Origin of the sequence: Nocardiopsis endophytica, from assembly GCF_027706725.1 — a bacterium.
GTDB lineage: Bacteria > Actinomycetota > Actinomycetes > Streptosporangiales > Streptosporangiaceae > Nocardiopsis_A > Nocardiopsis_A endophytica.
Genome location: NZ_JAQFWQ010000001.1, coordinates 65,609 through 91,349, shown reverse-complemented (window position 1 = coordinate 91,349; position 25,741 = coordinate 65,609). Strand labels below are relative to the sequence as shown.

General features: G+C 74.7%; 28 protein-coding genes. 17 read left to right on the top strand and 11 right to left on the bottom strand.

All coding sequences use genetic code 11. The annotated features are described in order from the left end of the window. The first annotated feature begins 32 nt into the window (after positions 1-32). Entirely contained in the window at positions 33-908 is an 876-nt protein-coding gene (locus tag O4J56_RS00435; protein ID WP_270683003.1) for an SDR family oxidoreductase, read from the top strand. Here O4J56_RS00435 and O4J56_RS00430 read toward each other — a convergent pair. Beyond that, on the bottom strand, positions 878-1,291 hold the full coding sequence (locus O4J56_RS00430; protein WP_270683002.1) for a winged helix-turn-helix transcriptional regulator: 414 nt from the start codon (positions 1,289-1,291) through the stop codon (positions 878-880). The two genes, O4J56_RS00435 and O4J56_RS00430, sit on opposite strands and share 31 nt — an antisense overlap. 137 nt (positions 1,292-1,428) lie before the next feature. Between O4J56_RS00430 and O4J56_RS00425 the strand changes: the two genes are divergently transcribed. Together O4J56_RS00425 and O4J56_RS00420 are read left to right on the top strand one after the other, a co-directional pair. Continuing rightward, the gene (locus tag O4J56_RS00425; protein WP_270683001.1) at positions 1,429-2,199 is read left to right on the top strand and encodes an antibiotic biosynthesis monooxygenase; all 771 of its coding nucleotides are present in this window, start codon (positions 1,429-1,431) and stop codon (positions 2,197-2,199) included. Next, on the top strand, positions 2,196-3,062 hold the full coding sequence (locus O4J56_RS00420; protein ID WP_270683000.1) for an NAD(P)H-binding protein: 867 nt from the start codon (positions 2,196-2,198) through the stop codon (positions 3,060-3,062). The genes O4J56_RS00425 and O4J56_RS00420 overlap by 4 nt, the downstream gene beginning before the upstream one ends. A gap of 98 nt (positions 3,063-3,160) precedes the next feature. Here O4J56_RS00420 and O4J56_RS00415 read toward each other — a convergent pair whose 3' ends face one another. The 8 genes from O4J56_RS00415 to O4J56_RS00380 form a co-directional block, all read right to left on the bottom strand. Continuing rightward, positions 3,161-4,069, bottom strand: a complete 909-nt coding sequence (locus tag O4J56_RS00415; protein ID WP_270682999.1) for an alpha/beta hydrolase — start codon at positions 4,067-4,069, stop codon at positions 3,161-3,163. A 96-nt stretch (positions 4,070-4,165) separates the two neighbouring features. Further along, entirely contained in the window at positions 4,166-5,572 is a 1,407-nt protein-coding gene (locus tag O4J56_RS00410; protein WP_270682998.1) for an FAD-dependent monooxygenase, read from the bottom strand. A 29-nt stretch (positions 5,573-5,601) separates the two neighbouring features. Continuing rightward, the gene (locus tag O4J56_RS00405) at positions 5,602-6,561 is read right to left on the bottom strand and encodes an aromatase/cyclase (protein ID WP_270682997.1); all 960 of its coding nucleotides are present in this window, start codon (positions 6,559-6,561) and stop codon (positions 5,602-5,604) included. Between the two features lie 80 nt (positions 6,562-6,641). Then, on the bottom strand, positions 6,642-7,427 hold the full coding sequence (fabG, locus tag O4J56_RS00400) for a 3-oxoacyl-ACP reductase FabG (RefSeq protein ID WP_270682996.1): 786 nt from the start codon (positions 7,425-7,427) through the stop codon (positions 6,642-6,644). A gap of 35 nt (positions 7,428-7,462) precedes the next feature. Then, positions 7,463-7,720 (bottom strand): acyl carrier protein, encoded by a 258-nt coding sequence (locus tag O4J56_RS00395; protein ID WP_270682995.1) that lies wholly within the window; start codon positions 7,718-7,720, stop codon positions 7,463-7,465. A 622-nt stretch (positions 7,721-8,342) separates the two neighbouring features. Next, the gene (locus O4J56_RS00390; RefSeq protein WP_270682994.1) at positions 8,343-9,002 is read right to left on the bottom strand and encodes a hypothetical protein; all 660 of its coding nucleotides are present in this window, start codon (positions 9,000-9,002) and stop codon (positions 8,343-8,345) included. A 754-nt stretch (positions 9,003-9,756) separates the two neighbouring features. Beyond that, positions 9,757-10,278 carry a DUF7144 family membrane protein gene (locus O4J56_RS00385; RefSeq protein ID WP_270682993.1) on the bottom strand — a complete coding sequence of 174 codons (522 nt, stop codon included), beginning with the start codon at positions 10,276-10,278 and terminating at the stop codon, positions 9,757-9,759. Positions 10,279-10,393: 115 nt separating this feature from the next. After that, positions 10,394-11,005, bottom strand: a complete 612-nt coding sequence (locus O4J56_RS00380; RefSeq protein ID WP_270682992.1) for a helix-turn-helix domain-containing protein — start codon at positions 11,003-11,005, stop codon at positions 10,394-10,396. Between the two features lie 90 nt (positions 11,006-11,095). Here O4J56_RS00380 and O4J56_RS00375 point away from each other — a divergent pair, with 90 nt between their 5' ends. From O4J56_RS00375 to O4J56_RS00360, 4 genes are all read left to right on the top strand, one after another. After that, a complete protein-coding gene (locus O4J56_RS00375; RefSeq protein WP_270682991.1) occupies positions 11,096-12,025 on the top strand; it encodes an NAD(P)/FAD-dependent oxidoreductase in 930 nt (309 codons plus the stop codon). A 59-nt stretch (positions 12,026-12,084) separates the two neighbouring features. Continuing rightward, complete coding sequence (locus O4J56_RS00370; protein WP_270682990.1) at positions 12,085-13,050, top strand: class I SAM-dependent methyltransferase; 966 nt, start codon at positions 12,085-12,087, stop codon at positions 13,048-13,050. Positions 13,051-13,195: 145 nt separating this feature from the next. After that, the gene (locus O4J56_RS00365) at positions 13,196-14,827 is read left to right on the top strand and encodes an MFS transporter (protein ID WP_270682989.1); all 1,632 of its coding nucleotides are present in this window, start codon (positions 13,196-13,198) and stop codon (positions 14,825-14,827) included. Positions 14,828-15,052: 225 nt separating this feature from the next. Beyond that, a complete protein-coding gene (locus O4J56_RS00360) occupies positions 15,053-15,757 on the top strand; it encodes a carbonic anhydrase (protein WP_270682988.1) in 705 nt (234 codons plus the stop codon). A gap of 13 nt (positions 15,758-15,770) precedes the next feature. Here the strand turns inward: O4J56_RS00360 and O4J56_RS00355 are convergent, their stop codons facing one another. After that, the gene (locus O4J56_RS00355) at positions 15,771-16,220 is read right to left on the bottom strand and encodes a MarR family winged helix-turn-helix transcriptional regulator (protein WP_270682987.1); all 450 of its coding nucleotides are present in this window, start codon (positions 16,218-16,220) and stop codon (positions 15,771-15,773) included. Between the two features lie 86 nt (positions 16,221-16,306). Here O4J56_RS00355 and O4J56_RS00350 point away from each other — a divergent pair, with 86 nt between their 5' ends. The 10 genes from O4J56_RS00350 to O4J56_RS00305 all read left to right on the top strand — a co-directional run bounded on the left by O4J56_RS00350 (position 16,307) and on the right by O4J56_RS00305 (position 25,002). Continuing rightward, positions 16,307-16,711, top strand: a complete 405-nt coding sequence (locus O4J56_RS00350) for a RidA family protein (RefSeq protein ID WP_270682986.1) — start codon at positions 16,307-16,309, stop codon at positions 16,709-16,711. A 53-nt stretch (positions 16,712-16,764) separates the two neighbouring features. Then, the gene (locus O4J56_RS00345; protein WP_270682985.1) at positions 16,765-17,850 is read left to right on the top strand and encodes an alkene reductase; all 1,086 of its coding nucleotides are present in this window, start codon (positions 16,765-16,767) and stop codon (positions 17,848-17,850) included. A gap of 93 nt (positions 17,851-17,943) precedes the next feature. Next, complete coding sequence (locus O4J56_RS00340) at positions 17,944-19,011, top strand: alcohol dehydrogenase catalytic domain-containing protein (protein WP_270682984.1); 1,068 nt, start codon at positions 17,944-17,946, stop codon at positions 19,009-19,011. Positions 19,012-19,546: 535 nt separating this feature from the next. Continuing rightward, positions 19,547-19,660 carry a lasso RiPP family leader peptide-containing protein gene (locus O4J56_RS00335; protein ID WP_270682983.1) on the top strand — a complete coding sequence of 38 codons (114 nt, stop codon included), beginning with the start codon at positions 19,547-19,549 and terminating at the stop codon, positions 19,658-19,660. 17 nt (positions 19,661-19,677) lie between these two features. Continuing rightward, a complete protein-coding gene (locus O4J56_RS00330; RefSeq protein WP_270682982.1) occupies positions 19,678-19,791 on the top strand; it encodes a lasso RiPP family leader peptide-containing protein in 114 nt (37 codons plus the stop codon). Between the two features lie 19 nt (positions 19,792-19,810). Continuing rightward, on the top strand, positions 19,811-19,924 hold the full coding sequence (locus O4J56_RS00325) for a lasso RiPP family leader peptide-containing protein (RefSeq protein WP_270682981.1): 114 nt from the start codon (positions 19,811-19,813) through the stop codon (positions 19,922-19,924). A gap of 72 nt (positions 19,925-19,996) precedes the next feature. Continuing rightward, positions 19,997-21,844: an asparagine synthase-related protein gene (locus tag O4J56_RS00320; protein WP_270682980.1), complete on the top strand. Its 1,848-nt coding sequence runs from the start codon at positions 19,997-19,999 to the stop codon at positions 21,842-21,844. Further along, positions 21,841-22,101 carry a lasso peptide biosynthesis PqqD family chaperone gene (locus O4J56_RS00315; RefSeq protein WP_270682979.1) on the top strand — a complete coding sequence of 87 codons (261 nt, stop codon included), beginning with the start codon at positions 21,841-21,843 and terminating at the stop codon, positions 22,099-22,101. The genes O4J56_RS00320 and O4J56_RS00315 overlap by 4 nt, the downstream gene beginning before the upstream one ends. After that, positions 22,098-22,502: a lasso peptide biosynthesis B2 protein gene (locus O4J56_RS00310; RefSeq protein ID WP_270682978.1), complete on the top strand. Its 405-nt coding sequence runs from the start codon at positions 22,098-22,100 to the stop codon at positions 22,500-22,502. Before O4J56_RS00315 ends, O4J56_RS00310 begins: the two co-directional genes overlap by 4 nt. A 127-nt stretch (positions 22,503-22,629) precedes the next feature. Further along, entirely contained in the window at positions 22,630-25,002 is a 2,373-nt protein-coding gene (locus O4J56_RS00305; protein ID WP_270682977.1) for a penicillin acylase family protein, read from the top strand. Here O4J56_RS00305 and O4J56_RS00300 read toward each other — a convergent pair. Continuing rightward, the gene (locus O4J56_RS00300) at positions 24,963-25,637 is read right to left on the bottom strand and encodes a TetR/AcrR family transcriptional regulator (RefSeq protein WP_270682976.1); all 675 of its coding nucleotides are present in this window, start codon (positions 25,635-25,637) and stop codon (positions 24,963-24,965) included. The genes O4J56_RS00305 and O4J56_RS00300 overlap by 40 nt on opposite strands. Positions 25,638-25,741 lie beyond the last annotated feature (104 nt).

Below are 25,741 nucleotides of genomic sequence, written 5' to 3'. Positions count from 1 at the left end.
GACGACCGGACGAGACGAGAGGACGGACGAGGATGGCGACCATCAACACGGTCCTGGTGACCGGCGCGACCGGGTCGGTCGGGCGGCACGTCGTCGGCCGCCTGCTGGCGCGCGGCGTCACCGTGCGCGCTCTGACCAGGGACCCCGCGTCGGCGGGCCTGCCCGCCGGCGCCGAGGTGCTCGCCGGGGACCTGGCCCGGCCGCAAACGGTGCGCCCGGCGCTGGAGGGCGCGGACGCGCTCTACCTGTTCCCGGTGCCCGAGACCGCCGAGGAGGTGGTGCGGGCGGCCAAGGAGGCGGGGGTGCGGCGGATCGTGCTGCTGTCCTCGCTGACCGCCGGGGACGAGGTCGGCGCCAACGCCACCAAGGACCACCACCGCGCGGTGGAGCGGGCGGTGGAGGCCGGTGGGCCCGACTGGACGCACGTGCGGCCCGGGGAGTTCGCCGGGAACGTGCTGTGGCGGTGGGGTCCGGCGATCCGGGCCGAGGGCGTGGCCAAGGCGCCCTACGCCCGGTCCCGGCGGGTGCCGGTGCACGAGGACGACATCGCCGCGGTGGCGGTGGCCGCGCTGCTGGAGGACGGGCACGCCGGCCGGGCCTACGAGATCACCGGCCCCCAGGTGCTCACCCAGCTCGAACAGCTGGAGATCATCGGCCGGGCGGCCGGGCGGGAGCTGGGCTTCGTCGAGCTCACCCATGAGCAGGCCTGGGAGCTGATGAGCCCGCACGTGCCCGCCGACCTGCTGGTGGGCGTGCTCGGCTACATGCGCGACTCGGTGGACGCCGACCTCGCGGTGCACGCCGACACCGTGCGGCGCGTCACCGGGCGTGCGGCGCGCACCTTCGCCGAGTGGGCGGCCGACAACGCCGCGGCCTTCTACCCCGCCTCCCCCTCGGCGCGGTCGTAGCGCCGCTGGGCGGCGACGATCTGGTCGGTGCGGCAGGTGATCCAGTCGATCAGGGTGCGCAGCTGCGAGGCCAGCTCGCGGCCGAGCGGGGTGAGCGCGTAGGTCACCCGGGGCGGCGTGCTCGACTCGACGCTGCGGTCGATCAGGCCGTCCCGGATCAGCAGCCGCAGGTTCTGCGACAGCATCTTCTCGCTGATCCCCCCGATGTTGTCGCGGATCTGGTGGAAGCGCATCGGCCCCTCGTGCAGCGAGGTGACGATCAGCGTCCCCCAGCGGTTGGCCACGTGGTTGAGCACCACCCGGCTCGGACAGTCGTCGAGGAACGGCCCCCTGCGGGGCTCGGTGACCACACTCGGCGGCTGCTCCAACCCGTCCTCCCTCACACGACCACCTCCTTCCTTCCCCTCGGTTTGGAGCTTACCAATAGGTAGGGACCTTGTGCCTTGCGTCGCGGGTGCCCTATTTTGCCGGTCGACCGGGCGGAATTTCCACTATTTCCTCCCAGACCTCAGGAGTCGCCATGCAGGACACCGCCCCCCTCCCCTTCGATGTCGCCCTCGCCCGCACCGGCGCCACGGTGGTCGGGCACTGGGCCGTGCCCGACGCCGCACGGCAGCGCGAGGTGGCCGACGCGGTCATGGAGCCGTGGCGCGCCGGACCCTGGCCCGACGGCCTGCTGTCGGTGGACGCCTTCCTCAGCACCGCGGACAAGCCGCAGGGCGAGGAGAGGCTGGAGACACGGGACAGCGCGGTCGTGGTGGTCTCCCAGTGGGAGTCGCCCGAGGACCACGACCGCCACGCCGCCCGTACCGCCGGGCCCGACGTGCCCGGGGTGGCGCCGCCGGACGAGGTCGCCCACCGGCTCTACCGGGGCGCCTTCCGGCGCGACCTGCCCTCCCCGGTCCCCGGCCACGAGCCCGAGGGCGGTCCGGACGCCGAGCCGGGCTGCATCTTCATCGCCGAGTTCGAGATGGCCGACACCGAGTCGGCCCGGCTGTGGTCGGACGCGGTCTACGACGCGATGGAGGAGGCCGTCACCGAGCACGGCGCGCTGCCCGGATGGATCTCCAGCCACCACTTCCTCGACCGGGAGGGGCGGCGGGTCTTCCAGTACGCCGCGTGGGCCACGGCCGAGGCGCACGAGGCGTTCCTGGAGAGCGGCCTCCGCCAGGACGTGCTGCGCCGCGCGGGCGGGCTGTCGAAGGTCAAGAGCGCGATGGGTCAGCGCTACATCCACGCGGCCGGGCTGCGCCGGGGCCGCGCCGAGCGGAGGGGAGCCCCCACCCGATGACCACGTTGGTGACCGGAGCCTCGGGCACGGTCGGCAGGCACGTCGTCGCCGAGCTGCTGGCGGCCGGCGAGGACGTGCGGATCAGCGGGCGCGGCCCCGGGCCGGCGGAGCCGCCGCCCGGCGTCCGCGCCTTCCGGGCCGATCTGGCCGACCCGGAGTCGCTGCGGCCCGCCCACGACGGGGCCGACCGCCTCTACCTGGTCCCGCACGCGCCCACCGCCGAGGCGGTGGCGGAGCTGGCGCGCGCGTCCGGGGTGCGCCGTGTGGTGGTGCTGTCCTCCCGGGCGGTCACCCTGGGCACCGACACCGACCGCCACGCCCCGGTGGAGCGGGCCGTCGAGGGGTCCGGGCTGGAGTACGCCTTCGTCCGGCCCAACGACTTCGCGGCGAACAAGACCGCCTTCTGGGGGCCGATGATCCGCCGGGACCGGACCGTGCGCTTCCCCGACCCCGACGAGATCAGCAACCCGGTGCACGAGCGGGACATCGCGGCGGTGGCGGCCGCCGCCCTGCTGGCGGACGGCGCACCGGGCGCCGTGCACGAGGTGACCGGGGACCGCGTCCTCACTCTGCGGGAGCAGGCCCACATGATCGGCGAGGCCATCGGGGAGCCGGTGCGCTTCGAGCCGACCCCGCCCGAGGAGGCCCTGCGCATCCTCACCGCACAGGGCGGCGAGGTCGCCCGCATGGCGCCGTTCCTGCTCGGCCTGGCCCCCTACTCGGAGGGCGAGCCCGTCCCGGAGTTCACCGACGAGCAGATGCGCGAGGTCTGGAAGCCCCTGCCCACGGTCCAGGAGATGGTCGGCCGCCCGCCGCTCTCCTTCGCCCGGTGGGCCCAGGACCACCGCGGGGACTTCCTGTAGACGGGGGCGGGGCCGCGGCCCCGCCCCGCGCACCGTGCCATACATCCCATGATCGGATTATAAAGGTGCGGGGGCGGCGCCCCGCACCGTCCCGGGCCTCAGGCCGCTCCCGCCTCCCCCGCCAGGCAGGCGTCGAAGAAGTCCAGGACACGCGCGTGGTACACGGCCGCCATCCGGCTCAGGCTGATGTTGTGCCCGGTGCCGGGCATGCGGTCGATCTCCACGGCGGGGGCGCCCAGCCGCCCGGCCAGCTCCTCCAGGGCGTCCTCGTCATGCCTCCACCAGCGCTCGTGCTCGGCGAAGGTGAAGCGCACCGGGACGCGCACCCTGTCGGCCAGGGCGTCGAAGCGCTCCGGCCATTCGCGCGCATCGGCCGCCTCCTCGCTCGGAAGCGGACCGGTCAGCCCGCGGGCCAGCCGGAAGGTGCCCGGCGGGTACAGCCCGAGCGGCCCCCAGTGCAGGTAGTGAGCGCCGAACCCGCCCGCCTCCCGCGCCCGCCGGGGGTCGGCCGCCCACCGGTGGCCGATCCCCGATACGTCCACGGCCCGCACCCGCGGGTCCTCGGCCGCCGCCGCGAGGGCGACCCCGCCCCCGAGCGAATGCCCCACCAGCAGGAACCCCCCGGCGGCGGCGAGCCGGTGGCGCTTGGCCAGGTCGTCCATCGCCGCACGCACCATCCGCACCTGCCCATCCAGGCCCACCCCGTCGGGCAGGGCCGCCGCGGAGGCTCCGTAGCCCGGCCGGTCCAGGGCGACCGCCAGGTGGCCCCGGCCCCGGGCCTGATCGAGGAGGGACTGCCCGGGGACCAGCTCTCCATGGAAGTACCGGGCCCGCATGCCGCCCCCGTGCAGGGCGAGCAGCACCGCGCGCGGCCCCGGCGGCGGCGCCGGCTCCGCGATCAGGCCGGACAGCGGGACGCCCCCGCCGTCGGCGGTGACCGGCCCCGCCTGCGCCCCGCTCCTGCGGACGGGCCTGTTCATCGTCGCCTTCGCCGCCGTCGCCCCCATGGGCCCTCCCTCGTCGTGGTCGTGTTGTGACGGGCGGGCGGGGCGCCCCGGACCCGGTCCGGGTCCGCACCCACCGCCGCCGCCCGCCCGCCGTCCTCACACGGGGCCGCCGAACCAGCGGCGGGCCGCCGCGCCGAGCCCGTCGGCGTCCCCGCCGACGTAGGCGGCGTGGCCGTCCGGCCGGACCAGGACCGGGGCCCCGTCCACCGATCCCCGTACCGTTTCCACCCGGTCGTGCACCACCGGACCGGCGGCGCCGTCGGGGTGCAGCAGCACCCCGCGCCCCGCGCGCAGCGCCGCGGCGCCCGCCCCGCCCAGCGCGCCGGGCGGGATGTGGGCCCCGAGCGGCGGCGGGCCGTCCGAACCGGTCCCGTACCGCACGTCCAGGCCCCCGGCCGAGGCGGCCAGGCGCCCGCGCACCCGTGGCATCCCCACCAGTTCGGCCAGGACCGTGCGCAGCGCGCCGGTCTCGGGCCCACCGAGCAGCACCTCGGTCTGCGCGCCGATGGCCGCCAGCGTGCGCCGCCCCGCCGCGTGCCGCTCCTCGTGGTAGGTGTCCAGGAGCTCCTCGGGCGCCCGCCCCGTGGCCACCGCGGCCAGCTTCCAGCCGAGATTGACCGCGTCCTGCAGCCCGAGGTTGACGGCCAGGCCGCCGACCGGCATCTGCCGGTGCGCGGCGTCCCCGGCGAGCAGCACCCGGCCGGCGCGGTACCGCTCGGCCTGGCGCGCGGTGTCGCCGAAGGCGTTCACCCACAGCGGGGTGCCGCCGGACAGGTCCTCCCCGACGACCCGCTTCCAGACCTCGACCACCTCGTCGAACCCGGGAGCGGCCGTGCGCTCGCGGGCGCGGCGGCCGAAGGCGTGCACCATCACCCGGGTGGCGCCGTCGGGGCGGCGCGCCGCGATCGCCAGCCCCTCCGGGTGCCGCTCGAAGCGCCGGTCGGGCACGTCGACGCCCGCGACGTCGGCACGGAGCAGTTCGCGGCGGGCGTCCCGGCCGGGGAAGGCGAAACCGCCGAGGCGGCGCACGGTGCTCTCCTCGCCGTCGCACCCGACCACGTAGGACGCGCGCACGGTGGTGGGCCCCCCGGGGCCGTCGGCCTCCACCTCGACGTGGTCCGGACCCGGGCGCAGGGCCCGGACCCGGACCCCGCGCCGGACCTCGGCCCCCAGGCCGGACGCCCACTCCCCGAGCAGCTCCTCGGTGCGGGGCTGCGGCAGCTTCCACTGCCCCGGATAGGGGGTGGGCGTTCCGGACAGGTCCAGCGGGATGCCGCCGAAGTGGCCCCGCATGTCGTTCGGCGGCGGCCCGCCGAGGCGCTCCACCAGCCCGCGCTGGTCGAAGATCTCCATGGTGCGGGCGTTGAGGGTGGAGGCGCGGGATTCACCGGAGGGCTCGGCGAGCCGCTCCAGCACCCGCACCCCGGCCCCGCCGAGCCGCAGCTCCCCGGCGAGCATGAGCCCGACGGGGCCCGCCCCCACGATGACGACCGGTGCGTCCACGTCCTCCTCCTCACCCAGCGTCCGGGCGGTCAGCGGCGGGCCTCGGCATAGGCCTTGGCGTGGCCGAGGGTGGCGGTGCTGTTGCCGCCGAGCGCGTTGCGCACGAAGGTCCGCGCCTGCTCCAGGCCCGCCCCCTCGCCCAGCACCCCGGTGATCCGGTCGGTGGCGATCACCACGGTGTGCTGCGCGGTGGCGGTGGTGCCGCGGTCGTGCTCGGTCAGCTCCCAGTAGCCGGTGTGCAGGTGCATCAGCGCGGGCAGCACCAGCTGCTTGTAGACGATGAACCGGTGCGGGAAGCAGACCCGGACCGATTCGGTGGTGTGGGTCGACCCGTCCTTGGTGCGGGTGTCCATCCGCAGCACCTGGAGGCCGGGGGTCTCCTCGGTGAGCCGGACCTCCGCCACGTGCGGCAGCCGCTCCTTCCAGTGCTGGGCCTCGTTGAGGAAGTCGTAGACGTCCTTGGCGGACCCGGCGATCTCGACGGTGTCCTCGAAGGACAGCACCGTCTCGGGCGAGCCCGCCGCCCGTTCGGCGCTGGTGCGCAGGGCCTCCAGTTCGGCGGTGCTGTTGCGGTCCACCGCCTGGTCGATCCAGGCCAGGTGGCCGGGGTCGTCGTCCACGGCGCGGTAGTCGTGCAGCAGCCGCACCCGGCACCGGCCCTCGGTGACCGGCTCGATGATCCAGGTGCCGCCCATGGAGGCGACGGGGTGGCTCGACACCTCCTGGCGGAACCGGATGCGCCGGCGCGTCCGGTCCAGCTCGCGGCGGGAGGTCCAGTTCTTGACCTCGCCGCCCGCGGTGGCCCAGATGCGGATGCGCTCCTCTGCGGTGTCCGCACCGGTGTCGCCCCGCTCGACGTGGTCGACGTGGACGGTCGGCGGGAACAGCCGGGGCCAGTTCTCCACCTGCGCGATCAGGTCGTAGACCCGGTCCGCCGGGGCCTCGACGGTGGTGCGGTGCTCCACTTCACGGGCGCGGTCGTCGGCCATGTGCCTCTCCTTGGTGTCCGGTCCGGGGATCCGGGGGTTCGGGAGTCCGGGGTTCGGGGGTCCGGGGGTTCGGGGCGGGGTCAGAAGTTGCCGAGGCCGCCGCAGACGTTGAGCGCCTGGGAGGTGATCGATGCGGCGGTGTCGGAGGCCAGGTAGCCGACCAGTCCGGCGACCTCCTCGGGCGTGGAGTAGCGGCCCAGCGGGATCTTCGCCTGGAACCTCTCCAGCACCGCGTCCTCGTCGGTGTCCCAGGCGGCGGCGTACCCGGCGCGCACCCGCTGCGCCATCGGGGTCTCCACGTACCCGGGGCAGACCGCGTTGACGGTGATGCCGGTGGGCGCCAGCTCGTTGCCCAGCGCCTTGGTGAAGCCGACGACGCCGTGCTTGGAGGCCGAGTAGGGGGCGCCGAGCACCACCCCCTGCTTGCCCGCGGTGGAGGCGATGTTGATGACGCGGCCGCGCTCCTTGTCCCGCATCCCGCCGGTGGTCAGCACCTCCCGGGTGACCCGGAAGACGCTGTTGAGGTTGGTGTCCACCACGTCGAGCCACAGCTCGTCGTCGATGTCGGCGGTGCGGCCGCCGCCGCTGCGCCCGGCGTTGTTGACCAGCACGTCGACCGTGCCGTAGGTGTCGACCGCCGCCCGGACGAACGCGCGCACGGCCTCGCCGTCGCGCACGTCGCAGGCGGCGCCGGCGACCTCCAGGCCCTCCCCGCGCAGCTCCTTGACGGTGGCGGCCACATCGTCGGCCGACCGGGCGCAGAGGAACACCCGGTGTCCGCCCTGGGCCAGCAGCCGGGTGACCGCCAGGCCGATCCCGCTGGTGGCCCCGGTCACGAGGGCGACGCGGCCCGTTCCGTTCGTCATGCTCGTGCTCCTTGTCCTTGCTCGTCGGGCGGGGGTCAGGGGGTGCCGGGCACCGCGGCCAGGCTCCTGTTGACCAGGTCCAGCAGCGCGGCGGGCGTCGAGGCGTCGGCGAGTTCGTCCTCGGTGAGCCGGAGCCCCAGGTCGCGCTCGATCCGGCCGCCCGCCTCCAGCAGCGCCAGCGAGTCGTAGCCCAGTTCCTCGAAGGGGCGGTCGGCGGCGTCGGGGGCGAGCCCGATCCCCGCCGCCTCGCGCAGGATGCGGCCCAGGTCGTCGATGGTGAGGGAGGTCGCCATGGTCGGTCTCCGTTCCGTGGGCACCCGTTGGGGGCGCGGACATGAAAAGGGCCGGGCCGGCGGCCCGGCCCGTTGGCGGGGAGAGAATCCGGTGGACATGCAGAACGCCGCACCCGGTACCGGCGGGGCCGGAAACTCGGATGCGGCGGAACGGTGTCGTCGGCGTTCGGCGGGAAGGCGGAGAAGTGCGCTGGAAGTGCCCGCCGCGCGGGGAGGGAATGTGTCGGCCGATGATCACGGGCCGATCTCGTCGCGGGCATGGCTCACCCGCCGGGCAAAGCGTGACATTCCCCGGTTCCGCCTGTCAACCCCCGCCCCCGACGGCCGTGTTTACTCCGTCTACGCAGGTCGGAGCGGTCGCCGACAGGGCGACCGCTCCAAATGGGGCCGGTGGGGACCGGCCCGCCGATCAGGCCGCGGGCGGCGCCGGACTCCGGAGCGCCCCCGTGACGGCCGCAAGTTCATCAAGGTCGTATAAGGCGCGCCCGGGCGCCCCGTAACGGGTCAGCTTTCCCCGGCTCGCCCATTTCCTGATGGTCGCCTCGGAGACTCCGGCGGCGAGTGCGGCGAGTTCGGTCGGAACGGCTCTTCGGGGGTCGGATGGTTTCCGCAAAAGTCCTCCTCAATCGTTCTTCCCGGGCGTCTTCGGAGCATGGGAGACGTCGGCCCTGTTCAATCGCACGGCGAGGGAGAGCCATTCGTGCGGCGGCCATGCGTGCCCGTTGGCGCACCGGACGTCGGCGGGGCGGACCCGCTCCCCGTCGGCGCCGGCGACGGACACCTGCGCGTCGCACCCGGGGTGGACGCACGGCCCCAGCACGCGCCGGAGCGCCCCCGGCCCGGCCAGCGCGCCGCGCATCCGCTCGCCCACGGCCGCGACCTCGGCCGCGAGGTCGGCCCCGAGGCCGGACTCCAGCAGCACGGACAGGTGGCGCAGCAGGAACCGGACGAGGGCGCCGGCCTCCCGCGGGGGGCGGCGGACGGCCGGTGTGCGGTCGGCCACCAGCCCCGCCCAGGAGGCCAGCACCGCCATCATGTCCGAGCGCGCCGCGAGCAGGGCCTCGTCGACGGCCCGTCCGCCGGGCCGCCCGCCGCTGACCCGCTCGGTGAGCATCCACGGCGCGGGGGCCAGGGCGTGCTCGGACTCGGCGTACAGGGACGGCAGGCGCCGCAGGTCCGCGGCGATGTGGTCGCGGCACCGGGCGCACAGCCGCGGCCCCGCCTCGGGCCGCGGGGCGCGCCGATCGCAGGCCGGGGCCGCGCACAGCGTGTTTCCCACCATGTGACCTTTCCCTTCGAATGGACGCGGCGAGTCGGAGCGGGGGATTCGTGTCGTCGCCGCACATGCATTCGCGGGCCGGGGTATTCGCCTTCGGCCCACTGTCACGGCACGCTGGACGCACCTGGGAAATGATTCGGATTCCGACCGCGGATTCCCATGGGGAATTCCGTCGGCACGGAGATGGGGAGATCCGGTCCGGTCGGGAGAGAAATCGTCGGATGAGAGGGGTCTACGGCTACACCGGTGGCACCGCGGGGAAAGCGGGACCTACCATGCGGGCCACCCCCGCACGCGCGGACCGCCCCGTCGAAGCACCCCTGGCCAACAGGTCCGACCCGGCCCCCGTGCAGGTGAAGCCGCATGCTCGCCGGTCCAGCGCACCCCCGGCCGCATCGCTGCGGCCGCTCCGGGCGGCGGCACCGTCGTTGGAGCACGCCCCCCCGGTGCGCACACCATCGGTTCGCCGCGCACCCACAGATAGCACCTAAGCCAATCGATCGCCATAAGTCAAGACAATTGCCGGATTGTCCTGGATGCGCCCTCGTGTGAACACGGCGTTAAACGCGCCTGTGACCGGCCCGGAAGCGGTTCCGCAGCGGGGGCCGTTTGCGGCCACGGCACTCCGCGCGATCTGATGAAACGTTCCGACCTGGTAATTGCGGAGCCGTGGGTGGCATTGCCGACATCCCGGCCCGCGCCTTTCGGGCACGGCGCGGGACCGCGATCGGTGCGGCCGAATCCGCGCCGCGCCCCCTCAGCCGAGGCTCTGTTCGTGGCCGCCGTGGTGCAGCGGCCGCTTGGGCCCACGCGTCTCGTCGCCCGGGACCGGGGCGTCGTCGGCGTCGGCCCGTCCGGCCCTGTAGGCCTCGTCCGCCGAGTCCACCGCCCGGGCGGGCGGCCCAGAGGGCGTCCAGGCCGCGGTGAGGCCGTAGACCACCATCACGTCCACGACGATGACCAGCACCGCCCACACCGGGTAGGGCTCGACGAAGGCCAGCTGGGCGACCGCGTTCAGCCCGGCGGCCAGGACGCCGACGACCCGCGCCCACATGTGCCCGCTCAGCGCCGCCGCCCCGGCCGCCATCAGCACGGCGCCCCAGACCGCCAGCACCAGGCCCCACACCGCGTACCCGAACAGCAGGGTCCCGCCGTCGTCCACGCGGTAGAAGTCGGCGGCGAACGACGCCACCATGCCCTGCACGAAGTTGACCGCCCCGCCGAAGACCAGCATCGACACGGCGAAGACCCGCCAGCCGTCCATCCGTCGCCCGCTCATGCGCCATCCCCCTGGTCCGGGCCGGCGGTCCGGTCCGCCGGAACCCCCCGTCAGGCCACCGTGCACGAACGGCGCCGGGCCTTCCACACCCCTCGCACCGGCTCCGGGCAAACTCTCACCCATCCCCCCGCTTCCTCGGTTGGGCCCGCACGTGCATCCGCTCCCCCTGGCGGCCGAAGAGGCTGAGGATCTCCACCGGCCCCTCGCCTGTGGAGCCGAACCAGTGCGGCAGGCGCGTGTCGAACTCGGCGGCCTCCCCCGCGCCGAGCACCAGGTCGTGATCGGCCAGGACCAGGCGCAGCCGCCCGGCCAGGACGTACATCCACTCATAGCCCTCGTGCGTCCGCGGGTCCGGGGTGTCGCGCCCGGCCGGGATGATCATCTTGTAGGCCTGGATGGAGCCGGGCTGCCGGGTCAGCGGCACCACGGTCCGCCCCTCCAGCGCGAACGGCTTCATCCGGATCCGCGGATCGCCCACCTCCGGCGCCCCCACCAGTTCGTCCAGCGGCACCTGGTGCGCCTGGGAGATCGGCAGCAGCAGCTCCAGACTGGGCTTGCGCTGCCCCGACTCCAGCCGCGAAAGGGTGCTCTTGGAGATCCCGGTCGCCTCGGCCAGCGCCGACAGCGTGACGCCGCGCTCCGTGCGCAGGCGCCGCAGCCGCGGCCCCACCTCGTCCAGTGCCTCGCGGACCGCCCCGGCGGCCCCCGCCCCGTTCCCCTCGTCCATGGCGCCATGGAACCACTCCGTCCCGGAAACGGCAACAATGGTTGTCATTTTCGGCGATCGTGGCGCACCGTGTCCGCGGAGGTGGTCACGATGACCGAGACCAGGGACGTCGCCGTCGTCGGCGGGGGCGCCGCGGGGCTGTCCGCGGCGCTGGTGCTGAGCCGGGCCCGGCGCACGGTGACGGTGGTCGACGCGGGCGAGCCGCGCAACGCACCGGCCGCGCACATGCACAACTACCTGGGGCGGGACGGCACGCCGCCGGGCGAGTTCCTGGCGATCGGCCGCAAGGAGGCCGAGTCGTACGGCGCCCGGATCGTCGACGCCCGCGTCACGGGGATCGAACGGAACGGCGCGGACGGCGCCTTCCGGCTGCTCCTCGACGACGGTGCGGAGCTGTGGGCCCGCAGGATCATCCTCGCCACGGGCCTCAGGGACGAGCTCGCGGACATCCCCGGCCTGCGCGAGGGCTGGGGCGACTACGTCCTGCACTGCCCCTACTGCCACGGCTACGAGGTCCGCGACCGGCCGATCGGGGTGCTCGGCACCGGTCCGCACGCCGTGCGGCTGGCGCTGATGCTGAAGAAGTGGTCCGCCGACCTCGTCTACTTCCCGCACGGGCAGGAGGTCACGGGCGAGGACCGACTTCGCCTGGAAGCGCGCGGGGTACAGGTCGTCGAAGGAGGGATCCGCGGGCTCGTGGCCGGCGGCGCGGGCCTCACCGGGGTCGAGCTGGACTCCGGGGCCGTCGTTCCACGGGAGGCGGTGTTCGCCCCGTCGACGATGCGGCCCTCAGGGGAGCTGCTGGACGGACTGGGATGCGCGCGCGATGCGGACGGGAGCGCCGCCACCGACCCCATGGGCCGCACGAGCGTCCCCGGCGTCTGGGCGGCGGGCGTCGTCGTCGACCCGATGGCGCAGGTGATCGCCGCGGCGGCCATGGGCAGCCGTGCCGCCTCCGCCGTCGACCACGACCTCATCGAGGAGGAGGTCGAACAGGCCGTCTCCGAGTACCGCCGATGAACACCGCCGCCGCAGAACAGCACCACAACGAGAGACCACGAGGGATGCGAGGGAGCCGGATGCAGAACGCACAGTCGCAGGAGCGGCACGACCACGGCCAGGGTCACGCACACGGCCACGGGCACGGCCACGGACACGGGCACGGGCACGGCGACGCCGACCACACCGACCCCGCCTTCTGGGAGGCGATGGCCGAGCGCCTGGAGACCGAGGCCGAACTGCGCACCACCCTCTACGGGCAGGCGGTCGACTGGCTCGCCGAGGTGCTGGGTGAGGAGAGGGCCGCGGCCTCGGGAACGCGCATCGTGGACGTCGGGAGCGGCCCAGGGGTGGTCGCCACCAGGTTCGCCGAGCGCTTCACCGGAGCCGAGGTCGTCGCCGCCGACCAGGCCTTGGGCCTGCTGGAGCGGGCGCAGGCGCGCGCGGACCGCCTGGGCCTGGGGCGGCGCGTGTCGACGCTGGCGGTGGACCTGCCCGGCGACTTCGCGAAGCTGGGCACCGCCGACCTGATCTGGACCAGCCACGCGGTCCACCACATCGGCGACCAGCAGGAGGCGCTCAACGCGCTCGCCGCGCACATCGCCCCGGGCGGCGTGCTCGCGGTGGCCGAGCAGGGCCTGCCCGAGCGCTTCCTCCCCCGGGACATCGGCATCGGGCGCCCCGGCCTGCACGCGCGGATCGACGCGGCGGTCGAGGACACCTTCTCCGAGATGCGGGAGGAGATCCCCGGGTCGGTGCGCACCGTGGAGGACTGGCCCGCGATGCTCGCGCGCGCCGGGCTGGTCCCCTCCGGGACCCGCACGTTCCTCCTCGACATCCCGGCGCCGCTCGACCCGGTGGCGCGCGGGTACGTCCGCTCCCAGATCGAGCGGGTGCGCGGGCGGGCCGAGGGCCTGCTCGGCGCGGAGGACATCGCGACGCTGGACGCCCTGCTCGACGACGACTCCGAGGAGGGGATCCGCTGGCGGCCGGACGCGTTCCTGCTGTCGGCGACGACGGTCCACACGGCGCGCGCGGCCGCGTAGCCCCCGTCGGCCCCCGCCCCCTCAGGGTGGCCCCGCTCACGGCGGGGCCACCCTGGCTTGAGTTCAAGTTAACTTGAACTCGTACGGTCGGCACGACCGCCGCGGCGCCCGTCGCGGACGCCACGACCGACCGAGAGGTTCCGGCATGACGACCGCACCCCACCGCCCGGGATGGCGCCAGTGGCTCGGCCTGGCCGTGCTCACGCTTCCCCTGCTCATGGCGGCCACCGACATGACCGTGCTCTTCATGGCGCTTCCGAGCATCGCCGCGGACCTGGCGCCCGGCAGCACGCAGATGCTCTGGATCCTGCACGTCGGGGACTTCCTGGCCGTCGGCCTCGCCCTGACCATGGGGCGGCTCGCCTCCCGCATCGGCGCCCGGCGCCTCCTGCTCACCGGCACCGCCGTGTACGGCCTGGCCTCCATCGCCGCCGCGTACGCCCCCACGCCCGAGGTCCTCATCGGCATGCGCGCGCTGCTCGGCATGGCGGCGGCGACGCTCATGCCCTCCGTCATGGTCATGGTGCGGGCCATGTTCCCCGATCCCCGCCGGTTCTCGGTGGCGGTCGCGGTGATCATGAGCGCGTTCTCGGCCGGGATGGCGATCGGCCCGCCGATGGCCGGGTTCCTCCTGGAGTACTTCTGGTGGGGGTCGGCCTTCCTGGCCAACGTGCCCGCCGCCGCGGTGCTGCTGCTGAGCGCCCCGCTGCTGCCCGCTCTGCGCGGGGAGGCCGCCGGAAGGGTGGACCTGCCGAGCGCCCTGCTGTCCATGGCCGCCATCGTGGCGGTGGTGTTCGGCCTCCAGGAGATCGCCGACGCGCAGTCCTCCGGTTCCGGGGACGCGGTGTGGCCCTACGGCCTCTCGGTCGCGGCGGGGCTGGCGCTGGGCGCCGTCTTCGTCCGGCGCCAGCTCCACGTCGAGGACCCGCTGCTGGACCTCCGCCTGTTCGCGTTCCCCGCGTTCTCGGTGTCGCTCGGGGGGATGCTGCTCCTGCTGCTGGCCTACGGCGGCTCCGACATGCTCTTCACCCAGTTCCTGCAGACCGTGCTGGGCCTGCCCCCCGGCCAGGCCGGGCTGCTGATGATCGCCCCGGCGGCCGCCTCGATCGCCGGGGGCATGGCGGCGCCCGCGCTGGTCCGGTGGGTACGGCCCGCCTTCGTGATGGCGGGCGGGCTGCTGGCGGCCGCCGCCGGCGCCGCCGGGATCGCCCTGCTCGCCGGGCAGGCCGGTGCGCCGGTGCTGGTCGGCCTGGTGACGCTGGTCGCGCTGGCGCTGGGCCCGCTGTTCCCGCTCTCGACCAACCTCGCTGTGGGGACCGCCCCGCCCCGACAGGCGGGGTCCGCGGCGGCCATGGGGGACGTCGCCGGGGGCTTCGGGCAGGCGAGCAGCCTCGCGGTGCTGGGCACGATCTCCGCGGTGGTCTACCGGAGCTCGCTGTCCGGGTCGGCCCCGGAGGGGGTGCCGGAGGGCAGCCTCGCCGCCGCCGGGGAGAGCATCGGCGGGGCCGTCGCCGCCGCCGGGGAGCTGGGCGGGGGCGCGGGCCGCGCGCTGCTGGAGGCGTCAGAGGGCGCGTTCACCATGAGCGTGCAGGCCGGGTACGGCTTCGGCGCCGTGGTCATGGCGGCGACGGCCGTGCTCGTCGCCTGGACGCTCCGCGGCGTCCGCCTCGACGAGGGCGCCTCCGAGGACGCCTCCGATGAGAACTCCGACACGTCGGAGGAGGAGCCGGAGACCGGGACGGCCCTGGCCACGGCGGAGAATTCCCGGACGGCGTGACCCGGGGCGGCCGGTTCCGGCCTCCCCTTCACGACCTGCGGGTGCGGAGCGACCGCACCCGCGGTCGGCGTTCTTCGCCGCCTTCGAACTGGACATATACCCCACATCGCGCCATGTAGAAATTTATTGCTCCCTCACCCCTTCTGCACTAGCTTCACCCGCGCCACTCCGCCCGCGCTCCCCTCAGTCAGCGGGCGGACCGAGGTTCGGAAAGCAGTGATCTCCATGGCGTTGTCACGCCGAAACGCGCTTCGACTCTCCCTCACCGGTGGCGCAGGACTCCTCGTCGCGGGCGCCGCGCCCGCGGCGGCGAGCGCCGCACCGGCCGCCTCCGCCCCGCCGGAGGACCCCGCCGCCGCCCTCAAGCGGCTCAAGGAGGGCAACAAGCGGTGGAGGAAGTACTGCTCCACCCACCCCAACGAGGGCCGCGCCCGCCGCGAGGAGCTGGTGGGCGGGCAGGACCCGTTCGCCCTCGTGCTCTCCTGCTCCGACTCGCGCGTCCCGCCCGAGCTGGTCTTCGACCAGGGGCTTGGCGACCTGTTCACCGTCCGCCCCGCCGGGCAGGTGCTCGACGGCGCGGTGCTGGGCAGCGTCGCCTACGCGGTCCACCACCTGCACGTCCCGCTCATCGTGGTGCTCGGCCACACCTCCTGCGGCGCGGTGACGGCCGCGGTGGACGTGCACCGGGGCGCGCAGATGCCCGACGGGCACATCCGGCACCTGGTCGAGGGCATCCTGCCGGTGGTGGAGTCCACGCCCGACACCGGCGAGGACTTCGTCGACGACTGCGTGTCCGCCAACGCGCTGTCGATCGCCGACGACCTGGCGACCGACCCCGAGCTGCGCGAGTACGTCGACTCCGGGCGGACCCGCGTCGTGGCCGCCCGGTACCACCTGGACTCCTCGCGGGTGGAGTACCTGGAGGACTGACCCCGGGCCCGCCTCAGGCGGGGGCGCCCCCGACGGGCGCCCCCGCGCCCGCCCGCCCGGTCAGCAGGGACGCCAGCCCGCCGACCGCGGGGTCGCCCACGGCCCGTTCGAGGGCCTCCCGCAGGACCGCGTCGTAGGTGGGCCCGGCCGCGGCGTACAGGGCCCGGCCCTCGTCGGTGATGACGGTGTAGACGCCGCGCCGGTCCCGGTCGCACATGTCCCGCCGGGTGAGTCCGGCCGTCTCCATGCGCCCGACCAGGCGGCTGATGGAGCTCTGGTTGAGGCCGATGCGGTCGGCCAGCTCCTGCATGCGCAGCTCCCCGTCCTCGGCCGAGGCGAGCTTGCACAGGGCGCGGAACTCCGAGAGCCCGACCCCGTGCCGCCGCTGGAGCGCTCGGGACAGCTCCTGCTCGACCCGGCCGCTGAGCGCGACGACCTGGTCCCACATCAGTACAGCGTCCATCGGTGCCTCCTTGACACCAGAGTACATGCAGTGCCAACTTATGCATGTACAAGCAATTCATGTACATGCATATTCAAGGAGGAGCCGTGTCCGCAGCCACCGCGCCCGCCGTCCGCAAGGTCGCCACCGACCCCGACTGGTACGCGCCCTACCGCATCTCCCAGGCCGTGCGCGCCGGAGGGTTCATCCACGTGTCCGGCCAGGCCGGGATCGACGAGCGGGGCCGCACCGTCCCCGGCGGGTTCCTCGAGCAGGGGCGCCAGGCCTTCGCCAACGTGCGCCGCGTGCTCGCCGCCGCCGGGGCCGACCTCGGCGACGTGGTCAGGGTCGGCATCTTCGTCCGCGACATGCGGGCCAACCTCGACGACGTGATCCGCCTGCGCGAGGAGTTCCTGTCCGAGCCCTACCCCGCCGACACCCTGCTGGAGGTCTCCTCCCTCGCCCGGCCCGACTGGCTGATCGAGGTCGAGGCCCTCGCCGTCGAGCGCTGACCCGCCGAGCCGCCGCACCGACGAACCGCCGCACCACCGGAAGGACCCCACCGATGTCGACCCTCACCACCACGAGCCCGCTCCTGCACCCCTACGAGGGCCGGGCGCTCCGCCTGCCCAACAGGATCGCCATGGCGCCGATGACCCGGGGCCGCACCGACGACCGCTCCGGGACGCCCGACGCGCTGACCGCCGCCTACTACGCCCAGCGGGCGGGGGCGGGCCTCATCGTCAGCGAAGGCCTGTGGGTCGGCCCGGCCGCCAAGGGAGGCCCCGGCATCCCCGGCATCGCCACCGAGGAGCAGACCGCCGCATGGCGCGGCGTCACCTCGGCCGTGCACGCCGCCGGAGGGCGGATCTACGCCCAGCTCTGGCACGTCGGGCGCATGACGCACCCGGCCACCCTCCCCGGCGGCCTGGAGCCGCTCGCCCCCTCGCCCGTGCGGATCACCGGTGAGGACATCTACACCTCGCAGGGCCGCCTCCCCCACGTCACTCCCCGGGAGATGACCACGGGCGAGGCCGAGGAGGCCGTCGCGCAGTTCGCGGCCGCCGCCCGCAACGCCGTGCGCGCTGGGTTCGACGGCGTCGAGGTGCACGGAGCCAACGGCTACCTCGTGCAGCAGTTCCTCGCCGAGAACACCAACCTCCGCAGTGACCGCTACGGCGGCTCGGTCGAGGGCCGCACCCGGTTCGCCCGCGAGGTCGTCCACGCGGTCGCCGCGGAGGTGGGCCCCGAACGGGTCGGCCTGCGCATCTCCCCCGGCAACCCGGAGAACGAGATCCGCGAACAGGACCCCGCCGCCACCTACCGGATGCTGCTCGGCGAGCTCGACCCGCTGGGGCTGGCCTACCTCCACGTCATCGAGCGCGGCTCCTACCCGGCCCTGGCCGACCTGCGCCCCCGCTGGTCCGGGACGCTGATCGCCAACTACAACGGGGACGCCCCCACGCGCCGGGAACAGGCCGAACCCCTCCTGGAGTCCGGCACGGCCGACCTGTTCTCCTTCGGGCGGCTGTTCATCTCCAACCCCGACCTGCCCGAGCGCTTCGCCTCCGGCGCGCCGCTGGCCGAACCGCGCTGGGACCTGGTCTACGGCGGCGGGGCAGAGGGGTACATCGACTACCCGCGCGCGTAGGACACCGGTTCACCGGGCGTCCACCCCGTCGGCGCGGGCCGTTTCGACGCGCGGTGCAGGATCGCCCCGGGACGGACACCGGGGAGGGAACGCATGCGGGTGTCGGCCGCGGTCCTCGACCGCGCGGCCGTGCGGGTCGAGGAGCTGGTCCTGCCGGAGCGGGCCGCCGGACAGGTCGACGTGCGCGTCGACGCCGCGGCGGTGTGCGGGTCGGACCTGCACACTGTGGGCGGAGCCCGGCCGGCGCCGCCGCGCACCGTGCTCGGCCACGAAGGGGTCGGCACCGTGTCCGGTGCCGACCCCGACGCCCGCGATCTGCGGGGTACCCCGCTGCGCCCCGGGGACCGGGTGGTCTTCGCCCTGTTCAGCGCGTGCGGGACGTGCGACAGGTGCGCCCGCGGCCTGGAGATGAAGTGCCGCACGATCCTGAAGTACGGGCACGAGGGCGCCGCACGGCCGCCGCACGCCACCGGCACCCTGGCCGACACGGTGCGGCTGCTTCCGGGGGTCCCGGTGCTGCGGGTGCCCGGCTGGGCGGGCGACGCGCACCTGGTCTCGGCGGGATGCGCCGTCGCCACGGCGGCGGCGGTGCTGTCGGCGGCCGGGCCGGCCGAGCCGGGCGCCCCCGCGCTCGTCCTGGGGGCAGGGGCGGTGGGCGTCTACTGTGCGGCGATGCTGCGCTCGGAGGGGCGGCAGGTGTTCGTGCACGACCCCGCGCCCGGGCGGCGCGCCGTCGCCGAACGGCTGGGGGCGCGCACCGACGTGCCCGACGGGCTGGACTTCCCCCTGGTCGTGGAGGCCTCGGGGAGCGCCGCCGGGTTCTCCGCCGCGATCGGCGCGGCCGAGACCGGGGGCCGGGTGGTGGCGGCGGGCGCGGTCAGCCCCGGCGCGACCGAGGTGCGCCTGGACCCGGCGGACCTGGTCACCCGGCGCCTGACCGTGGCCGGGGTGCACAACTACACGGCGCGGGACTTCCAGCGGGGCGTGGACTGGCTTCTGGGCCCCGGGCAGTTCCTGGACCTGGAGGCGCTGGTGTCTCCGCCGGTCCCGCTCCCCGCTCCGGGGGAGCCGGTGGACGAGGTGTTCGCCCTGGCGCGCGGCGGCGCGCACCTGCGGGTGATGGTCACCCCCGCGAAGGCCGGCGCCCGCTCCCCCGCGTGACCCGGCGCCCGCCGATGATCTCGACGAAAGCGCTGCCAAACCTGGGGTTTTGACAGCACTTTCGTCGAGATCATCGCTGAGAAGTCCGGGTTTTCGGACGGTCATCGCATTGGATACCGAACAGGGGACATCCCCTTTCCCTGACGCTCCTCCGGACCGCTCCGCACGCTCGACTCCCCCGCGAACGCACCCGCGGCCAATGGGGTGAACGACCCCAAGGCGATAGTCCGGACATCTCGCCCCCATTATCGGTCCATTCCCCTTTCCCGGGCGCTTCCGCCCCCATGCCCACCTGCCAGGACACCCGACGACCGGATCGCCCCGACCGCCCCGGATTGCCCGCCGGATTCGGACGGAACCCAACGGCGAAAGGTCGATCGAACCGCTTGCGCGGATCCCGCCCATCCGCATCGATTCGTGCGGAAAAACCGCAAGGAAAGCGCGTTTCACCGGCGCTGCGGGGAGGGCATGGAGGCAGGCGCGACCGCCCTTCCCCGGCGGCCGTACACCCCCGAAAGCAGGAAAGGAAGCCCTGATGCGCGAATACACCGCACCGGCCCTGACCGACCTCGGCACCTTCGGCGAACTCACCCTCAGCTTCGGTCCCCTCCCCGTCTTCGACGGCTTCACCCTCGGCCTCCTCCCCTGACAGGAAGGCGGACAGCGGTGCCCGAGTACACGGCTCCGGCCCTCACGCACCTCGGCGACTTCCGGCGGGCCACCCTCGGCTACGGCCCCCTCTCCATCTGGGACGGCACCTCCCTCGGCATCTCCCCCTGATCACGAAAGGAAAGCCCTGATGCAGACGTACACCGCACCGGCCCTGACCGACCTCGGCACCTTCGGCGAACTCACCCTCGGCGGCGGCATCGTCCCGATCTACGACGGCTTCATCATCGGCTTCGTCTACTGACCCGTCCCGGGCGGCCCGGACCGGCTCCGGGCCGCCCTCCCGGACCCTGCGCCCACCCCGCTGAGGAGACGCGTGTACGCACCGCCGACCTGGTTCGCCGTCCTCCCCGACACCGACGACGCCGTTCCGGCGGCCCGGCTGCTCACCGCCGCCGCCGGCCGCGTCGTCCCGCACGCCTCCGGCCGCCCCTGGATCGTGGGCACCTGGGGCCCCGGCGAGGCCGCGCTCGTCATCGCTGGGCCCTCCCGGCTCGCCCTCATCGGCCGCTCCACCGCCGGTGCGGCCGTCCTGGAGACCGCCCTGGCCGGAGGGCTCGACCGGATCGCCGAGCGCACCCGCGCGCTCAGCGGCTGCTTCCACCTCATCGCCGCCGTCGACGGGCGGGTGTGGGCGCGCGGCTCGGCCTCGGGGGTGCGGCGCCTCTTCCACACCGACATACGCGGCGTGCGGGTGCTCGCCGACCGGACCGACGCCCTGGCGTCCCCCGGCGCGCCGGTCGACCCCGGCGCCCTCGCCCTCCGCCTGGCGGTCCCTGCCCCGGGCGAGGGCCTGGAGCAGGCGGCCCCGCTGCGCGGCGTGGACGCGGTGCCCGCCGACCACGCGGCCGTGCTCGGCACCGACGGGTCCCTGCGCCTGTCCCGCTGGTGGGAGGCGCCCCGGCCCACGCTCTCACCCGAGGCCGGCGTGCCCGCGGTGGCCGAGGCACTGGAGGAGGCGGTCCTCGCACGCACGCGCGCCGCGGGCACCGTCGGGTGCGACCTGTCGGGCGGCTGGGACTCCACGTCCCTGTCGCTGCTCGCCGCCCGCAGCGCGGAACGCCTGGTCACCTACAGGTGGGACTCCTCCGACCCCGCCAACGACGACGCCGCGTGGGCGGACCGGGCACGGGCGCTGCTGCCCGAGGCCGTGCACCGGGTGGTCCCCGCCGACGAGATCCCCCGGTGGTTCGCCCGCATCGACGCACCCTCCCCCGCCCTCGACGAGCCGCTGCCCTGCATCAGGGTGCGGGAGCGGACCCTGCACTCGGCGCGCGACCTCGCCTCGCACGGCACCCGCCTGCACATGAACGGCCAGGGCGGGGACGAGCTGTTCGCGGGGAACTCCATCCACCTGCACGCCCTCGCCGCACAGGCGCCCTTCACCGCCCTCGGCAGGGCGTGGGCCTACAGGGCCCTCCTGCGCTGGCCGGTGTGGGCCACCGCGCGCGCCCTGGCGGACCGGCGCGGGCACGCCCGCGCACTGCGCCGTGCCGCCGGCGCCCTCGACGCACCCGCCGTGACGCCCAGGACGCCCTTCTTCGACTGGGTCTTCCCCGCCCGCCTCCCTCCGTGGGCGACACCGGACGCCCACGAGGAGGTCGCCGGGCGCATGCGCGCCGCCGCCGCTTCCGCCGCCCCGTCGGCCCACACGCGCGCGCAGCACGTCAAGGTCCAGACGGTGCGCAGCTCCGGCTGCACGATCCGCCTGGTCGACCAGCTCTACCGGAGCGCCGGTGTCGAGCTGGCCACCCCCTACCTCGACGACACCGTCATGGACGCGGTCCTGAGCATCGACGGCACCCGCCTGTGCGACCCCTACCGGTACAAACCGCTGCTCGCCGAGGCGATGCGCGGCGTGCTCCCCGAGGAGCTGCTTCAGCGCCGGACCAAGGGCGAATTCAGCGGCGACGCGTTCACCGGGTTGAACGAGCACCGCTCCGCGCTCCTCGCCCTGACCGAGGACATGCGTCTCGAACGGCTCGGCCTGGTGGACTCGCGCGCGCTGCGCGCGGCCATCACCGGCCCACACACCGCGAGCAGCGGCCTGGCCGCGATCGAGGCCACGCTCGGCGCCGAGAACTGGCTGCGGCGGACCCACAGGCCGCAGGCCCCCGCGTCCCCACCCTTCCCACCGCGATCGAGGATCGGAGAGGCGACATGACCGCACTGGAACTACGTCCCGACGTCTCGACCACCCCCACGGGGGACGGCATGGTGCTGCTCGACGAGCGGAGCGGCCGCTACTTCCACCTGAACGGCAGCGGGGCGGAGATCACCCGGATGCTCCTCGGCGGCAGCGACGCCGAGGAGACCGCACGGCGCCTCGCCGAGCGGTACGCCCTCAGCCAGGAGCGCGCGGCGGCGGATGTGGACGGCCTGATCGCCGCTCTCGAAGGCGCGGGGCTGGTGGCGCGGTGAGCATCCCCATGGCGATGCCGGGGCGGGCGCGGCCCCCGCTGGCACGGCGGCTGGCCGGGCGCGCGGCGGTCCTGGCCGCACTGCTGCTGGCGCGCAGACCGCCCCGGCGCATCCGGCGCCTGCTGACCCTGCTGCAGCGGCGGGCCCGCCCCGCGACCGTCGCCGAGGCGCAGCGGGCACGGGACACGGTCGTCGCGGTCAGCGCGCTGTGCGCGGGAGAGGGGTGCCTGCCGCGTTCGCTGGCCACGGTGCTCCTGTGTCGGCTGCACGGCGCCCAGCCCACCTGGTGCACCGGCGTGCGGACCGAGCCCTTCAGCGCGCACGCCTGGGTCGAGGCCGAGGGGGTCCCCGTCGGGGAGCCCGCGCCGCCCGGCACCTACATGCCACTGATGCGGGTCTGACCACCCCTCGTTGATCTCGGGAAAAAGGACCCTACAAGCACGGTTTTTACGTCGCTTCTCCCGAGATCAACGAGGGGGCGGCGCCGTGCACGGTGTCCCGGAACGGCGGTGGCATAGGGTTCCCGGGATGCTCCGCCGCAGCCGCCTCCGCCCCGCCGCAGCGGTGCTGGCCGCGTTCGCGCTGGTGCTCGCCCCGGCGGCCGACCCGCGCGCGCTCCCGCGGCCGGAGCCCGCCGAGTACGCGGTCGAAGGGCTCGCAGACGCGGTGGAGATCCGGGTCGACAGCTGGGGTGTGCCGCACATCTACGCCCGCAACGACGACGACCTGTACTTCGCCCAGGGCCTCAACGCCGCGCGGGACCGGCTCTTCCAGATCGACCTGTTCCGGCGCCGCGGCCTGGGCCTGATGGCCGAGGCCTTCGGCCCCGCGTACGCCGAACGCGACCGCGCCGCCCGGCTCTTCCTCTACCGGGGTCCGATGGAGGAGGAGTGGGCGGCGTACGGGCCGCGCGCGAGACGCGTCGCGGAGCGGTTCACCGACGGCGTCAACGCCTACATCGACTGGCTGGAGGACAACCCCGCCCACCTCCCCGAGGAGTTCCAGCGGCTCGGCTACCGCCCCGAGCGCTGGGACCCCGAGGACGTGGTGCGGATCAGGACGAACGCCCTCACGGGCAACCTGTTCAGCGAAGTGCAGCGCGCGCGGGTCGCCTGCGCCGCCGACACCGCGGCCGACCAGGCGCGGATACGCCTCCAGCCCGCCCACACACCCCAGGTTCCCGACGGGTTCGACCCTTGTGCGCTGCCACCCGATGTCCTGAAGGCCTACGCACTCGCCGTCCAGGGGCCGACCACCGCGCCCCCTCCTCCAGCCCCTGGGGCGCCGTGGGCCTCCGAGGGCAGCAACGCCTGGGCCGTCGCCCCGTCGCGCACCGAGACGGGGCGCCCCGTCCTGGCCGCCGACCCGCACCGGGCCCTCACCTCCCCGTCGCTGCGGTACATGGCGCACCTGTCGGCGCCGGGAACCGACGTGATCGGGGCGGGCGAGCCGTCGATGCCGGGGCTGGCCCTGGGGCACAACGGGACGGCGGCGTTCGGCCTCACCTACATGTCGGCCGACCAGGAGGACCTGTACACCTACCGGCTGCACCCCGACGACCCGATGCTGTACCGCTACGACGGGGGCTGGGAGCGCATGACCGCCGTGCGCGAGCGCATCCCGGTCCGGGGCGCCGACCCCGTCGACACCGAGCTGCTGTTCACCCGGCACGGCCCGGTCGTGCTGCGGGACGAGGGCGCAGGCACCGCCTATGCGGTGCGCACCACCTGGAGCGCGCCCGGGACCGCCGCCTACTTCGGCGCGCTCGGACTGATGCGCGCCGGGGACCTGCCGTCCTTCCGCAAGGCCGCCGGGTCGTGGGGCGGACCGCCGCTGACCTTCGTCTACGCGGACGCCTCCGGAACGGTCGCCCGGGTGTCCGGCGGGGCGGTCCCCCTCCGCCCCGACCACGACGGGCTGCTCCCCGTCCCCGGCGACGGCCGCTACGAGTGGTCGGGCCTGGCCGAAGGGGCGCTGCTGCCCTGGGAGGCCGATCCGCCCCAGGGGTTCGTCGCCGCCGCCAACGAGTACACCCCGGCACCGCGGCTGCCCGGCCCCGTCGGCTACGAGTGGCCGTCCCCCTACCGGTACCGGCGCATCACCGACGTGCTCGCGGCCGACGCCCGCTTCGGCACCGGGGACGCGATGGCCCTGCAGAACGACCGGTCCAGCCCGCCCGCCGACGAACTGGTCCCGATGCTCCCCGACCCCGCCGGCCGGACCGGGGACACCCGGGCCGCGCTGGAGCTCCTGCGCTCCTGGGACCGGACGGCGGCCGAGGACTCGGCGGGGGCCGCGCTCTTCGAGACCTGGCTGACCCGGCACCTCGCACCCGCCTTCTATGACGGCCGCGTCCCCGGGCGGGCCCACACGCTCGTCGGCCCGACCACCACACAGACCCTGGTGGGCGGGGTGCGGGCGCTCGACCCCGGCGAGCGCGAGGAGCTGCTCGTCTCCACCCTCACCGACGCCTACGGGGAGGCCTCCTACCGGCTCGGCGGCGACCCGTCCCTGTGGCGCTGGGGCGACCTGCAGTGGACCCTGTTCGAGCACCCCGCCGGGGAGCACATCGGCCCGCTCCCCCGGGGCGGCGCGTGGGACACCGTCGACGTGTCCTCCTACCGGCCCGAGGACTTCGGCCAGGCCGCCGGAGCCTCCTTCCGGATGGTGGTCGACGTCGGGGCCTGGGACCGCTCGTTCGCCGCGAGCGCGCCCGGCCAGTCCGGTGACCCGGCGTCGGAGCACTACGACGACCTGCTGCCGCTCTGGCGCAGGGGCGACTACTTCCCGCTCGTCTACTCGCGGGAGGCCGTCGCGGCGAACACGGCCGCGACCATCCGGCTGGTGCCCGCGCCCGGGGGTCAGGCGGGGGGCTCCGCGCCGATCTCCGGGCCGAGGTAGCCCGCGAGCATCCGGGTGAGCTCGACGACGATCTCGGCGCGCCGCTCCTCCCCGGCCTCCATGACCATCGGGAAGACCCCCTGCACGGTCGCGATGCACATCGCGGCCAGCAGCTCCATGCGCGCCGGGTCGGCGCCGGGGGCGCGCAGGAGGAAGACCTCCGTGAGCCGCCGCCCGATGTCGGCGCGGATCGAGGAGGCCACCCGCTCCAGGCGCGGCGAGGCGGCCGACCCGTGGAACAGGACCCAGAAGGCGGGGCGGCGCGTCTTGAACTCGGACACCCCGGTCAGCACGCTGCGGACGAGCTCTTCGGCGCTCATGCGGGCCGTCCCGTCGGACAGCCGGGTGCTCCAGAACTCCCGCGAGGTGGCGGTGTAGCGCTCGACGAGCCCGTCCAGCACCTCCTCCTTGTTGCGGAAGAACTGGTAGAGCGACCCCGGCGACACACCGGCGCGCGCGGCGATGGCGTTGGTGGTCGTGTCCTCGAAGCCCTGCTCGGCGACCACCTCCTCGGCGGCGTCGAGGATCTGCTCCATCCGGCGGCGCCCGCGCTCCTGGCGGCGCCCCCCGCGCCTGCCCTGCGCACCTTCCCGTGCCCCCTCCTGCGCCCCCTCCTGCACACCGTCCTCGGACACACGCCCTCCTCGCATCCGGCATTGCTTTTACGAGCGATCGCTCGTATTTTGAAGCGGCCACTGAAAACACGAGCAATCTATCGCCTTCACCCCCCGAGGACGGC

What these genes read in the sequence shown, in the direction of transcription:
- O4J56_RS00435 (WP_270683003.1), top strand. Translation starts at nt 33, where the DNA reads ATGGCGACCATCAACACGGTCCTGGTGACCGGCGCGACCGGGTCGGTC.
- O4J56_RS00425 (WP_270683001.1), top strand. Translation starts at nt 1,429, where the DNA reads ATGCAGGACACCGCCCCCCTCCCCTTCGATGTCGCCCTCGCCCGCACC.
- O4J56_RS00420 (WP_270683000.1), top strand. Translation starts at nt 2,196, where the DNA reads ATGACCACGTTGGTGACCGGAGCCTCGGGCACGGTCGGCAGGCACGTC.
- O4J56_RS00415 (WP_270682999.1), bottom strand. Translation starts at nt 4,069, where the DNA reads ATGGGGGCGACGGCGGCGAAGGCGACGATGAACAGGCCCGTCCGCAGG.
- O4J56_RS00405 (WP_270682997.1), bottom strand. Translation starts at nt 6,561, where the DNA reads ATGGCCGACGACCGCGCCCGTGAAGTGGAGCACCGCACCACCGTCGAG.
- fabG (WP_270682996.1), bottom strand. Translation starts at nt 7,427, where the DNA reads ATGACGAACGGAACGGGCCGCGTCGCCCTCGTGACCGGGGCCACCAGC.
- O4J56_RS00395 (WP_270682995.1), bottom strand. Translation starts at nt 7,720, where the DNA reads ATGGCGACCTCCCTCACCATCGACGACCTGGGCCGCATCCTGCGCGAG.
- O4J56_RS00390 (WP_270682994.1), bottom strand. Translation starts at nt 9,002, where the DNA reads ATGGTGGGAAACACGCTGTGCGCGGCCCCGGCCTGCGATCGGCGCGCC.
- O4J56_RS00385 (WP_270682993.1), bottom strand. Translation starts at nt 10,278, where the DNA reads ATGAGCGGGCGACGGATGGACGGCTGGCGGGTCTTCGCCGTGTCGATG.
- O4J56_RS00380 (WP_270682992.1), bottom strand. Translation starts at nt 11,005, where the DNA reads ATGGACGAGGGGAACGGGGCGGGGGCCGCCGGGGCGGTCCGCGAGGCA.
- O4J56_RS00375 (WP_270682991.1), top strand. Translation starts at nt 11,096, where the DNA reads ATGACCGAGACCAGGGACGTCGCCGTCGTCGGCGGGGGCGCCGCGGGG.
- O4J56_RS00370 (WP_270682990.1), top strand. Translation starts at nt 12,085, where the DNA reads ATGCAGAACGCACAGTCGCAGGAGCGGCACGACCACGGCCAGGGTCAC.
- O4J56_RS00365 (WP_270682989.1), top strand. Translation starts at nt 13,196, where the DNA reads ATGACGACCGCACCCCACCGCCCGGGATGGCGCCAGTGGCTCGGCCTG.
- O4J56_RS00360 (WP_270682988.1), top strand. Translation starts at nt 15,053, where the DNA reads ATGGCGTTGTCACGCCGAAACGCGCTTCGACTCTCCCTCACCGGTGGC.
- O4J56_RS00355 (WP_270682987.1), bottom strand. Translation starts at nt 16,220, where the DNA reads ATGGACGCTGTACTGATGTGGGACCAGGTCGTCGCGCTCAGCGGCCGG.
- O4J56_RS00345 (WP_270682985.1), top strand. Translation starts at nt 16,765, where the DNA reads ATGTCGACCCTCACCACCACGAGCCCGCTCCTGCACCCCTACGAGGGC.
- O4J56_RS00340 (WP_270682984.1), top strand. Translation starts at nt 17,944, where the DNA reads ATGCGGGTGTCGGCCGCGGTCCTCGACCGCGCGGCCGTGCGGGTCGAG.
- O4J56_RS00335 (WP_270682983.1), top strand. Translation starts at nt 19,547, where the DNA reads ATGCGCGAATACACCGCACCGGCCCTGACCGACCTCGGCACCTTCGGC.
- O4J56_RS00325 (WP_270682981.1), top strand. Translation starts at nt 19,811, where the DNA reads ATGCAGACGTACACCGCACCGGCCCTGACCGACCTCGGCACCTTCGGC.
- O4J56_RS00315 (WP_270682979.1), top strand. Translation starts at nt 21,841, where the DNA reads ATGACCGCACTGGAACTACGTCCCGACGTCTCGACCACCCCCACGGGG.
- O4J56_RS00305 (WP_270682977.1), top strand. Translation starts at nt 22,630, where the DNA reads ATGCTCCGCCGCAGCCGCCTCCGCCCCGCCGCAGCGGTGCTGGCCGCG.